The 12674-nt window shown below is 49.4% G+C and carries 9 protein-coding genes; 1 reads left to right on the forward strand and 8 read right to left on the reverse strand.

The window, feature by feature from the left end; genetic code table 11:
* Positions 1-49: 49 nt before the first annotated feature.
* Positions 50-1051, reverse strand: a complete 1002-nt coding sequence (locus DESAL_RS01725) for a C4-dicarboxylate TRAP transporter substrate-binding protein (protein ID WP_012765935.1) — start codon at positions 1049-1051, stop codon at positions 50-52.
* Between the two features lie 66 nt (positions 1052-1117).
* Positions 1118-2155 (reverse strand): LacI family DNA-binding transcriptional regulator, encoded by a 1038-nt coding sequence (locus DESAL_RS01730; RefSeq protein ID WP_012765936.1) that lies wholly within the window; start codon positions 2153-2155, stop codon positions 1118-1120.
* 207 nt (positions 2156-2362) lie between these two features.
* Here DESAL_RS01730 and DESAL_RS01735 point away from each other — a divergent pair, with 207 nt between their 5' ends.
* Complete coding sequence (locus tag DESAL_RS01735) at positions 2363-3652, forward strand: MBL fold metallo-hydrolase (protein WP_012765937.1); 1290 nt, start codon at positions 2363-2365, stop codon at positions 3650-3652.
* A 69-nt stretch (positions 3653-3721) separates the two neighbouring features.
* Here DESAL_RS01735 and DESAL_RS01740 read toward each other — a convergent pair whose 3' ends face one another.
* The 6 genes from DESAL_RS01740 to DESAL_RS01765 all read right to left on the reverse strand — a co-directional run bounded on the left by DESAL_RS01740 (position 3722) and on the right by DESAL_RS01765 (position 12369).
* On the reverse strand, positions 3722-6007 hold the full coding sequence (locus DESAL_RS01740) for a PAS domain S-box protein (protein WP_012765938.1): 2286 nt from the start codon (positions 6005-6007) through the stop codon (positions 3722-3724).
* A gap of 54 nt (positions 6008-6061) precedes the next feature.
* Entirely contained in the window at positions 6062-7999 is a 1938-nt protein-coding gene (locus tag DESAL_RS01745; RefSeq protein ID WP_012765939.1) for an ATP-binding response regulator, read from the reverse strand.
* Positions 8000-8093: 94 nt separating this feature from the next.
* Positions 8094-8447, reverse strand: coding sequence for a response regulator (locus DESAL_RS01750; RefSeq protein ID WP_012765940.1), 354 nt, complete (start codon positions 8445-8447; stop codon positions 8094-8096).
* A 237-nt stretch (positions 8448-8684) separates the two neighbouring features.
* Positions 8685-9398 (reverse strand): DUF1641 domain-containing protein, encoded by a 714-nt coding sequence (locus tag DESAL_RS01755; protein ID WP_012765941.1) that lies wholly within the window; start codon positions 9396-9398, stop codon positions 8685-8687.
* 18 nt (positions 9399-9416) lie between these two features.
* Entirely contained in the window at positions 9417-10652 is a 1236-nt protein-coding gene (sqr, locus tag DESAL_RS01760; RefSeq protein WP_012765942.1) for a type III sulfide quinone reductase, selenoprotein subtype, read from the reverse strand.
* 94 nt (positions 10653-10746) lie between these two features.
* Positions 10747-12369: an FAD-dependent oxidoreductase gene (locus DESAL_RS01765; RefSeq protein ID WP_012765943.1), complete on the reverse strand. Its 1623-nt coding sequence runs from the start codon at positions 12367-12369 to the stop codon at positions 10747-10749.
* Between the last annotated feature and the right edge of the window lie 305 nt (positions 12370-12674).

Here is a 12674-nt window from a genome sequence, read left to right on the forward strand (position 1 = left end):
CAAAAAGCAGGGCATGGGAGCACAGGCTCCCATGCCCTGAATTAATTGTTTATCTCATTGCGTCGAGTTCTTTGAAGATAGACTGGTAGATACCGGGAGTCATACCTTTCTGTTCTTTGTAGAGAGGCTTAAGGGCTGCGCGGAAAGCATCGCCGTCAACTTCGTTGAACTTTACACCGTAGGATTCCAGCTCTTTAACAACACCGCCGTGCTGGGATTTGAGCAGGTTAACCATGTGGTTTGCACCGTTGGTGAATTCATCCTGAATGATTTTCTGGTACTTGGCAGGAATGTCATTCCAAACCTTGGTGGAGATGTACACACCGCAAGTTCCGAGGATGTGGCGGGTGTTGGCTACGTTCTTGGTCGGGCCTTCGTATACTTTGGTGCCGATGTTGGTGAATTCGGAACCTTCGAGGCCGTCAACAACGCCCTGCTGTACTGCGGAGAGGGTTTCGCCCCAAGGCAGGGGAGTAGCAACAGCGCCCATGGCGGTGAGGGTGTCGATGTAGGATTTGGAACCGGGAGTACGGATTTTCATGCCTTTAAGATCAGCAGGAGTCTTGATGACTTTCTGGGTGATCAGGTTACGGAAACCGTAGATGTAGTCGAGAGCAAGAATTTTGATGCCCTGCTTTTCAGCTTCGGCCTGCATTTTCTTAACGAGGTCGGACTGGGTCAGGTTAACGTATTCGTCAAAGCTGCGGTAAAGCATGGGAGCGTAAAGAGCCTTGAAATCGGGAACATAGTCACCGATGAAAGAGGGGTCTTCAACGGAGATGAATTTAGCTCCGCGAACAACCTGCTCCACGCCTTCCTTGTATGCGGGCAGCTGTGCCTGCGGAAAAGTCTGGATGTTGATTGCACCGTCGGTTTTTTCGTAGATGGACTCGGCCACAGCATCCATGGATTTGGAAAGCTGCTCAGCGGGGCTGAAAACGTGGCTCAGTTTCAGGGTCAGTTTGTAGTCGTCCGCCATACAAATTGTGCTCATGGACAGGATCAGTACAGCTCCTGCACAAAGCACGGAGAAGGTTTTCTTGAAGCTCATTTTACTCTTCCTCCTAAAGGTTCCTTACTTATCAGAATTACAGCAACAATTGCAGTAATCCTTTTGCTACTGTCTGTCCCCGCCATCCTCTGCTTCCGTGTCATATTGGACGGCGGCAGTAGATTCGCGGACAATCAGTTTGGTCTCCATCATATGTTGTTCCGGTTTTTCCGGATTCTCCATCTTTTGCAGCAGAAGTTCACAGGCGCGTCTGCCCATCTCATAAGCGGGCTGACGGATAGTCGTCAGGGCCGGTACCATGTATGATGCCGTCGGCATGTCATCAAAGCCCACTATGGACAGGTCTTCGGGTAGGGACAGTCCGGCTTCACGCGCACCTTTGATTGCTCCCAGGGCAATGTAGTCGTTAGAACAGAAAACCGCGCTGGGCGGAGAGCCATGTTTAAGGAGCTGTTTGATCGAGTCCCGTCCCCCTGAAAGGGAATACTCGGTCTGGACCAGCAGGTCTTTATCGTAGGGAAGACCGTGATCCTTGAGGCATTGGCGATATCCGTGCCAGCGGTGGTAAGATCTGTCTGTCACGGTAAAGCTACCCGCGATCATGCCTATTCTGCGGTGCCCGAGGGAAATAAGGTGTTCAGTGGCAACGTATCCGCCGCGATAGTTATCAACTCCGACAGCAGAAACAGGGCCGTTTTTGACCGTGCTGAAGAGCAGCACAAATGGAATCCCCTCATCTGTAAGAGATTTGATTATTTCGCCTTTGGGATTGGTCGTGGTGATGATCAGTCCGTCAACCTGACTTTCGCGCAGTGCTTTTATCAGGCTTTCTTCCTGTGATATTTTGTAGGATGTGTTGCCGAGGATTACTTTGATTTGTTTTTCTTCGGCATATTCCTGAACCCCAAGTGTGGATTCGGCGAAAACGGGGTTGTTGATGTTAGGGATTATCAGTCCGATGGTGTTGGACTTTTTAGTGGCAAAGCCGCGTGCGAGTGCATTGTACTTATAGTTGCACATCTTCATGGCCCGGAGAACTTTTTCACGGGTTTTTTCTCGCACGGAATCCGGGGAATTAATAACCCGGGACACCGTGGCGGTGGAAACTTGCGCTAAGCGGGCAACGTCACGAATAGTACTCACAAACAACCTCATCATGTAAACGTTTACATTTTTCTATCAGCTTGATAACAATTATGTCAACAGATTGCTGAATAATGAAATTTTATCTTGTTTTTATTGAGTTTTTAGTTTTGAAGATATTGAAAGTTAACAGTTTGAAGTGACATAATGATCTCGCTTGTGTCATTTAAATGTAAACATATACATTATGAGTGAAGGAAAAATCGGATGACTACCAGTACCTTACGAAAGCTGACAGAGCAGGTGCAACGCATTGAATATTGCGGGATGTATGTTGATCTTGTGAGCACTTCAGCAGGAACAGTGCGGGTCGGCAGTATGCCTGATGTAGCAAAATTCGTGACCGAGCACGGTTTTCGTGAGGAAATCGTTGTAGTGACCCCGTGGGAAGTTTCTCTTGCAGGTGACAGCCGCACCGGAGAGGAATTCGTACTATGGCAGGCTCAAATCAGAGGTGGAATACTTAAGGAATACGTTGGTCTTAAGCGGGATATTGAGCTGCTGCACGGTAATCTTGAGTCTATTTTTCCGTACTTTTTTGATGATGAAAACATCAAGGTAGTTCGCAAGGATTGGCTCTGCAAATGGTTTCATCACAATATTGCCGATCCCTTTTACCGCAAGGGCTCTCTGGAAATCTGCTTCGAAGGCGGCAATGTAGTTGTTTCTGATGATAGAACTGTTTTATATGATCGCAACTCGCTTGCTTCCGGTGTCCATCCCGATAAGGAAATAGAGGTTTTGTTGGAAGATATCCCCAGAGACGGCAAAGTCCGGGAAAAATTAGAAGTTATTCCTATCGGCTGCGGAAACGGGGTTTACGGAACGGTCGCCAATACCATTGTGCGCTACGGTGAATATGTAATCTGGATAGATCCCTGCGGATATCCGGCACAGACCCTTGCCCGTTACGGTATCCATTGGGATGATGTTACTCACTGTCTATTTACCCATAACCATGAAGACCATGTGCAGGGTTTCACTGCCTGTATGCATCGGGCACTCAAGCATGATCGGAAGTTAAAGCTGATTCTTGCCGACAATGTTTTCCGGGTGTTGGCAGATATTTACTCTCCGCTTTTTCCAGATATGAAAGAGCACGTGGAAGTCTTCTCACTAAAGCCCGGAACTCCGTTGCAATTAGGTCCAATTCAAATAGACAGCCGCTGGAATCATCATATTCTGCCTTATGGGACTATCGGTCTTAAAATTTCTGCCGGAGGCAGCTGTTTCGGCTATTCCGGGGATACTAAGTACGATGAAGATATCAACCAAATCCTGAATCGTCCTGAACTTGAAGCCGGATGGTTTGCATCCTGTGATCTGGTTTTTCATGAAATAGAATTTGATAATCCGGACAGTGTGCATACCCACTGGAAACAGGTCGAGTCTTTGCAAAGTAAAATAGAAGGCAAAGTGCTCGGATATCATTGCCCTTTTCTCGCAAACAGTCCTTTCCCACTGGCCGAAGAGGGGAGATGTTACGTTCTCGATTAATCGTGGATGGTGTCTGCGAGTCAACACCTAAACCATGAGTAATTTAGGTGGCTGAAAAGCAGGCATAGATTACGCCTTGGATTTTGGCAGGGAAATAACAAATCTAGACCCTTCCAAAACGGAGGAGGATGCATGAATGCTGCCTCCGTAATCGGTGACAATTCCATAGCTTATAGATAGTCCGAGTCCAGTACCCTTGCCGACTTCCTTGGTGGTGAAGAATGGTTCGAACAGCCGGGGCACGATGTGTTTGGGGATGCCTATGCCGGTGTCGATTACTTCAGCGAAGACATGACGGAGAGTGAAGCGGGTTCGCAGGGTGATTCTCCTGTCGTGCGGCCCGCAGTCCTTATGGGCGCACTTTTCCAGAATGGCGTCACGGGCATTCAGCAGCAGATTGATGAATACCTGTTCCATGCGGTTGGAATCAGCCTGGATAGGTGGCAGGTTGTCATCAAGTTCCCAGATTACGTCTATGTCGTGCAACTGTAGCTGCCGACTGAAAAAGTCGAAAGCACGGCAAATCACTTCGTTAAGTTCAACCTGCTCAGTCTCGATATTGGCCTTTCGCCCGAATTCTCGCATGTGGTTGATAATTTTAGTCGCCCGCCCAACATTGTTGGATATTTTTGCGCTCATATTTTCGAGAGTTTCTCTTTCAATTGGGGCGTTCTTTTTCAGTTTGCGCTTGAAAATGTTTGCTGCGATCTGCAAGGTCGCCAAGGGCTGGTTGAGTTCGTGGGCAACACCTGTGGCCATTTCGCCTAAGGTTGCCATTTTGCTGGCTTGAACAAGCTGTTCTTCTGAACGGATGCGCTCTGAAATATCTGTAACCACCATGAGTAGTACCGGGAGGTCGTCAAATTCGGCGGTGGTTATGGATGTGCTGGCCCAGAAAGATTCACCTTCTTTAGTCAGATGTTTGGTCTGCTTGAGAGATTGTGCAGACTCCATCGCTTTTCTGTTTGTATCGAATTCATCAGGCGCAGCCAGCTCAAAGGCGGATCGTCTTATCAGTTCTCCCTTTGTGTATCCGTACAAGGTCTGGGCCGTCTGATTGCAATCAATGATTTGCATGTTTTCAACGGCTAAAACCAGAACGGCGTTGGGGATATTGTTGAATATGGCGCAATATTTTTTTTCCGAGGCTTTGAGTTCTACTTCAAGGCGTTTTCTCCGGGTTATGTCCAGACACATTTCCATGGCTGCTACGACTTCTCCCTTGTCATCATAAATAGGGGCCGTGTTCACGATCCAGTGGGCCTGACTTCCGTCTCTGTAATAACCGACTTCCTCTGTGGTATGAGGCTTTCCATCTGCAAAAGTCTTTTCGACCGGGCATTCCTCGCACTTGCAGTCTCTTCCTTTGTAGGCCCGATAGCAATAGTCGCCGGGTCTGGCTTCAAAACGTTCTGCAAAGGATTGGTTGTACTGGATCAAACGGTAGTTTCTGTCCTGCACAGTAATCAGGCAGGGAACTCCTTCAAACAAGCTCTGGTAGGAGCCGCGTTGTTTGCGCAGTTCATCGTGTTGATTGCCCACTTCAGAGGCCATGCGGTTGATGGCATGGGCCAGTTCTCCAAGCTCATCGTTTTGGATCAGGCTAAGACGGGCATCGTAATCTCCAAGGGCAATTCTTCTGGTGGTCTCGATCATGCCCTTGATAGGAGAATCTACCAGCCAGTAGGTGATAGCGGAAAGGATGATTACGATGACGATCAGACTGAACAGAACATATTCTGCATTGTCTTTGACCAGAAGTGAGATGTTTCCTTCGATGTTATCCAAGGTCACGGTCATTTCCACAATTCCTAGGAAAGAATTGTTTTTTTGCGCAACATGGCAGCTGATTGTGGAGCAGCCCGGCTCATTGGCTATGGGTGTGACAATCCTGATCATCCTGCTTCCGTCAGGAGCATCAAGAACTTTATAGCGTTCTTCCAGCGGGGCGTATGCCAGAGGTTGTTCCTGAGCATGGCACATTATACAAAGCTGGTGATTCTTGAGGAGTGGGCCGGGGGGCGCAAGACGTTTGCCGGTAAAGCTGGGATTGCCGATTTTATCGTAAATGGAAATGGAAGATATATGGCTGTGCTTTTGAATCTCTTCAATCAATGCATTTGTGTCATCGCGCGGATCGAGACGCATGGACCTGCGCAATCCGGCCTTGACCACATCGGCTATTCCGTCTGCATGGATAGCGGCATTGCGGATAGCCATTTGTTCATATTTCTGGGTGTTGATGATGAATAAACCGATCAACAGAATCATCATGAGCAGGATAATGCTGATTATGATCTTGAGTGCCAGAGATATCGGGAGCCGTAGGAATTTATTTAAGTATTGTCTGAACATTGTTGTGCGCTCCCGTAGTGCTGATCATTAAAGATCGTTCCTGTGCTTCAGTGTTCAGGAAGAAGGCAGGCGGATGTGAAAACTGGTTCCGGTTCCGACAGTTGATTCAACTTCGATTGTGCCTTTGTGTCGTTCGATTATCTGATTTGAAATGAAGAGGCCGATTCCAGTTCCGTTGGCCCCTTTGGAAGAGAAGAAAAGGGAGAACATGTTTTCGCGGGTTTCACGATCCATTCCGGTCCCGTTGTCACTGATTTTGAAATGCACTTCGCTATCGCTTACATAGACGCAGAAAGTAACTGCATGTTCTGTTTTGCTGCGGTCGTAAAGGCAGGCATCAACGCCGTTTTCCAGAAAATTGATCAGGGCCGGTGCCAGTGCATCGGGGTCGGCATGAAAGATCTGGTCAGAATGAGAAAAGTCACGGATCAGCCGGATATCATGTTCAGCTGCTTTGGGCGCTATGGTTTCTGCCAGATAAGCAGCAAAATCACCGAGTTTTATGGGGCGGTAATCCAGATCGCGGGTTTTGGCGTAGTAGAGTGTATCAAGGACCATTTTTTTCATGTGTCCAATTCGGTGCTTTACAACCTTCCACCCTTTGTCGATACGCTCCATATCCTGCTTTTTGAGTCCGGCATCCACGCGGTAGATGCCACCGTCCAATGCTCCCAGAAGTCCCTTTATGCCGTGGGACATAGAACCGAGCATCATCCCCATACTGGTGAGCTGGTCCTGTAGATCCCGAACCATGGTGATGTTGGTGGAAACCTCCAGTACATGCTCTACCTCTCCTGCATCGTTGAAAACCGGAGCCGTCCAGACCAGAATGTTGTATTGCTCTCCATTCTTGGTTGTTACCACGGTTTCGTTCTGGTGAAATCCGCCGTCATCGAAGGTTTTACGCACTGGACAGTCTTCGCATTCTTCTTCCCGGTTTTTGTAAGCCTGATGGCAGTGGGTGCCGCGGTCAAAACCGAAATCATTTCGGAAGCGTTCATTTGCTTCCACAATGCGCAGGTCGCGGTCCTGTAGGGTGATGTAGCAGGGAACTTGATTGAAAAGATGTTCGTATTTTTTCTGGGTTTGAACCAGCTCTGTACGCAGCCTGTTAACTTCGGATACGTCCATAGCCACTTCAAGAACCAGTGAGATTTTATCCCTGCTGCAAGTGATCGGGGCCGTGTAGACCACTGCCGGAATTTCAGAACCGTCTTCAGCGATTAGGGTCGCGTTGCCCCTTCCGCCTGAACGAGTCGCTATGGCCTGATATACCGGACAGCTGCCTTGGCCTGAGAAATCTTTGTAAATGGATCGGCTTGATTCACCGTTAAGGTTGCCGAAGCGGTTGGTAAACAGCTCGTTGGAAGTAATTATTTTCAGGTCTGAGGAGTGGATGGAGATAAAACAGGGCAATTCATTGAACAATCCTTCATCGTTTATATCCCCGGAAATAATCCCCATGGCTGAGGACAGACCTTCAACCACTTGCTGGACTGCTACCTTGCGCTCCAGCTCGACCATACGGGCGGATTGTTCTTCCACCATCTGTTCGAGATTTTCAGTGTATTCGCGAACCTGCCTGCGGAGCAGTATTTTTTCTGTTACCTTATCAAGTGCTATGGACAGGATATCGTCATCTATAGGTTTGGTTATGAAATCTGCGGCATTGAGCTTGAGGCTTTCAATGGCCAGTTGCATATCTCCGTGTCCTGATATCATGATGACTTCAATTTCAGGAGCTTCCTTTTTAACCGTGCGTAACAGCTCTATGCCGTCCATGCCGGGCATCTTGATATCTGTGAGAATTATGTCGGGGGGATTACAGCGAAAAGATTTGCAGGCGGCTTCACCGTTTTCAGCGCTGCGGACCTCGTAGCCGAGATCGGCGAGAAGTATACCCAGAAGATCCCTGATATCCGGCTCGTCATCAACAAGAAGAATACATAATTGCGAGCGGTTTTGTTCAATACATAGCGGGGCTGCGAGCATGGTGTTGCCGGTGTTTTAATTAGGCGTACGGGTGATAATCACCCGTACGCTTTTCTTTTAATAGCAAGGATGAGAATGCCTTTGGCTTAAGTGTTTAGCCAAGGAGTGTCCGGACCTGTTCCAGAAGCAGGTCGTTGGATACCGGCTTGGTCAGTACGGGAACATCCTTGGTCAAAGACGGAGGACGCGGACCAACCCCGCTGATGACGATTACCGGAACATCCTTCAGGGTCGGGTTTCTGCGCAATCCGGCATAGAACAGTGTTCCGCCTTTTTTGGGCATATCCATATCGAGGGTGACCAGGTCCGGCTTTTCAGCCTTGGCCTTTTCGAGTCCCTCGTGGCCGTTGAAAGCGACGGCGGTTTCGTAGTCATTGTCCTGAAAGAATTCCTCCAGAAAGTCGACCATTGCCGGGTCGTCGTCAATGATCAGTATTCGTTTGGTCATGGTGCACCTCATTTGATAGCTCCGGCTGTTTGGAACCGGGACTACGCCCCATTTTTATCGTCAGGCCCCGCAGGAGCCCATGCCGCTGGGACAGCTCCATGCCCCGGAATCTCTGCCTTGGCAGAAGAAGCGGCATGGGCGTCACAGAGTCCTAGCATGAACCAGAACGATTAAGGGCTGTATGCAAAACCCGGGCGGACGGCATTTTCTGCACTGTCCGCCCGTATGGGTTGTTTTTTATTTATTTTTTTCGCTTACTGCTTCGGCTTTTCTCGCGGCTACTTCGTCCACTTTGGGGACTTCAAGGCCGATGGTGCCGAGAGTTTTGGTCATTTCCAGCATGATGCCCAGTCCACGCTTTGCGTCCTGAGATGCCATGCCCTTAACCAGTCCTATCGGTCCGGTAGCTTCAACCTTGGTGAGATCCAGTTCGGAGAATGCGTTGGCTGCGCCTTCGATCATCATGCGAACCTTGGGATCACCGAGTTTCTCAAGCATACCGATCAGGAATACAAAGGAATCGCCCATGTTGCGGATGTTCTCAACGCCGTATGTTTCAGCGACCTTGGCACGAATATCGATCATTGCACGATAGGTCTCAAAAACACCTCTCTGTTCCAGTTCGTCGAGATATTCGATGAGCTGCGGAACGGAAGAGTGCATAAGCGGTTCGATGGTTTTCCAGAGGTCAATTGCATCTTCAAGCTTGTCCAGCATGTAGGTCATGTTGTTGATGCTGAGCATTGCTTTTTTTATGAAAGCAGTAAGGTCCTCCAACTGGAAACCATGCTCAATGCTTCCGAATTCGTTCATCAGGACTTTAAATCCGTCATGCATGATCGGCGTGAGGTCCTGTTTGAGCTCTTCGGTTGCTCTCGCCCGTTCGGTCAGAAAAGCTATATTTTCTTCCAACCGGTCAAGGCGTTCCAAAATTGCTTCTTCGTTCTTCATAATATTGCCTCCGCCGGTTTATTTGCCTGCCATGTGGCGCATTTTACCTGCCATGAACATCTGAGGTTCAAGCGGCAGCTCGTGTCCCTTGAGCATAAGGTTGAAGTATGCCCACTTGAACATCATCTTGCCCCAGTAGTTCTGGTGGTTTTCACCAAGCAGAGCGAAGGGTCCGAGACCGGGGAACGGGTATTTACCGGGCAGCGGCTCAACATCATAGTTAAAGTCGATGAGGTAAGCTTTTTCGTAACCGGATACGATGAAGCAGGTGGAGTGACCGTCATATTCAGGACGGGGCTCTTCACCGTCGATCTCGCGGAGGAGGTTGTCGACAACGATGTCAGCTTCGTAGTGTGCAACGGAACCGGCCTTGGAGGTCGGGCAGTTGGTGGCGTCACCGATGATGTACATGTTTTCGAACTGGGTGGACTTCAAGGTGTGCTTGTCGGTGTCCATATAACCCATGGGGTCAGTGATGCCGGAATCAATCAGGCACTGGGCACCGAAGTTCGGCGGAATAGCTACGAGCAGGTCGTAGGGTACTTCCTCACCCATAACGTCTTCGATCACTTTTTTGCCGACATTGACGTTGTCGATATTGAAGTTGGGGGTAATTTTAATATTCTTTTCTTCGCAGACCTTATTCAGGATTTCTGCGGCAACAGGCTTGGTGAAAGCACCTGTCAGCGGGGTAACCAGTTCAATTTCGATGTTGTCGCGGACACCGTTTACAGTGAAGAACCAGTCAGCGAGGTAAACGAACTCAAGGGGAGCAACGGGGCATTTGATAGGCATTTCTGCGATGTTCAGAACAACGCGGCCTTCCTTCATGTACTTCCACTTTTTGAACAGGGCTTCAGCACCGTCAGGGGTGTAGAAGTCATGGATATCACCGCGCCAGTCGTCCATCATACCTTCGACTTCGCCGGGTACGATGCGGCAACCGGTGGCAACTACGCACCAATCATATTCATATTTACCGCCGGAGCAGGTAACCACTTTATTTTCAGGGTCCACGTTTTGAATGGTATCCTGAACAAAGTCGACACCGTGCAGGAAGTCGGCTTTAGGTTTTTCGCAATCGTCAAGTGTATAGATGCCGAAAGGCACGAACAGCCAACCGGCCTGATAGTGGTGTTTCCAGTCACGGTCGATGACAGAGATCTGCCACTCTTTGGGATCAAGTTTTTCGCGCATCTTGGTCGCAACCATGGTCCCACCGGCTCCAGCGCCGAGAATAACCAGTTTTTTCATGCTAGTACTCCATTAAAAGGTTGTGTTGATGGTACGTTCTCCAGCTGTACCGGAACTGCGGTTCAGCTAATTTCCTTAATTTCCGGGATGTTGATTAGATCTCGATCCCGGACTGCCTGACAGCGGCCATACCGCCGTCAACATTGACCACGCTTTTGAAACCAGCGTGTTTAAGCACCACCTGCGCTTCGTAGGAGCGTGCGCCGGTGTTGCAGATAAGAATGATTTTTTTGTCTTCCGGTATTTCAGCAAGACGACGGGCTATCTGGCCCTGAGGGATGTGATTCCAGTGAGTCGGATGCTTTTCCACGAAGGGGCGGGCGTTGCCCAACTCTCTGCAATCGATGAAAAAATGTTCTCCGCATTCGCGTTCTTTCCAGAGCTCTTTAAACTCGATCGCATCTATGCCTTCGTTGATTCCTTCCAGCATATTGTCCGCGACATTGGCGGCGGTGTTCAGCACGTCCATTGCTGAGGCAAAGGGCGGGGAGTAAGCGATTTCGAGGTTTGAAATGTCTTCTATTTTCGGCTTTCTGGAGAGTATGGCGGAAACCGCACTGATACGGCCGCAAAGTGCCTGCCCGGATTTGGCGAGTCCCTGAATGCCCAGCACGCGGCGGGTCGGTGCATCGAAAACAAGCTCAAGGGTCATCAGTTCCACTCCGTGCATGAAGTGGGCACGGTCAAACTGGACCACGGTGGCACTCATCGGTGTGAATCCGCACTTCTTGGCCTCATTGAGCGTAAGGCCGGCACCTGCAACGGTGAATTTGTCCAGAATGATGGAATAAGCCCCGGTCGGTGTGGTGAATTGCCTTGGGTTGCCAATAAGGTTGGCGGCAAGGGTGCATGACTGGCGCGGTTCACTTGCACGGATTGTGATGCCGGGAATAGGGATGTCACAAAATGGCGAGGTAAATGTTGCGCAACTTCCGCAGGCATAGATATGCGGGTCGCTGGTGCGCAGCCGTGAATCAACAACAAGCCCTCCGTTCCGGCTCATGGAGAGCCCTGCGGATGAAAATATATGGGTTATAGGCTGGCTCGGTGTTGCATTTATAATGCGGTCGGCAACAATTTCTTTTTCGGTTGTTCGAATCTTGATGCCGTTTTCACACTGGCTGATGTCAACCAGCTTCTGGTCCTTATGGAGAACAATCCCTTTTGTTGTGAGGTGGTGATGCACCATTCCCATAAGATTGTCAGACAGGGGTGCATCATATTCGGAATTGGCCGGGATGATGACTTCTACAGTTCCGGTCTTGTGGCGCATGAGAGAAGATACGGTCAGGAGCAGACTTGAACCGCCTCCTACTATTACGGTTTTTCCTTCAATTGCACGAAGGCGTTTGGCGTCATCAAAGCTGCCGACCCTGACAATTCCTCCAAGGTGGTCTCCGGGAATGTTCAGATCTTCAGGTGCAGACCCTGTGGCAATAATCAATGCGTCATAAGTGATTGCGGATTCTGCGCCTGATGCCACATCGCGTGTCAGGACCTGCTTACTGTCTCTATCAACTCCGGAAGCACGTAAATCTTCCGGGAAGGTCATGCCGTTTTGCAGATATCGCTCAACGGTTCCGCATATGAATTCCGGAAGAGGATTCAGCTCGGGGTAAAGAACAGTCACCTCTGCATCCGGGCACTCTTTCAAATAGCTTTGGGCTGCATTGAGGGCTGGTTCATCCATTCCAATAACGACTAGACGCTTAGACATATTGACTCCTCACAGGTCATATTGGGCTCAGGAAGAAGGGGATCCTGAAGCTTCGGGGAAAACCGGGATTCGGTCCGGCTAAGACTTCTTGGCGTGGCGCAGATAGATGACGCAGATCCAATTCGGGAAGGTCTGCGGGGAAATACGACGGTTGCGGAGGTTGAGAGGGGATCGCTTCTCATTGCCTCCGCAATGCCGTTATATTTGTCGGTGAATACAGAAGAGACTCTCGGTTTGGTCGGATTGGAGTCTCTTACAGTTCCGTAGTGCACACGACTATGATCGGGGATAAACAGCGGGTATAA

It is taken from the genome of Maridesulfovibrio salexigens DSM 2638 (genome assembly GCF_000023445.1).
Classification (GTDB): domain Bacteria; phylum Desulfobacterota; class Desulfovibrionia; order Desulfovibrionales; family Desulfovibrionaceae; genus Maridesulfovibrio; species Maridesulfovibrio salexigens.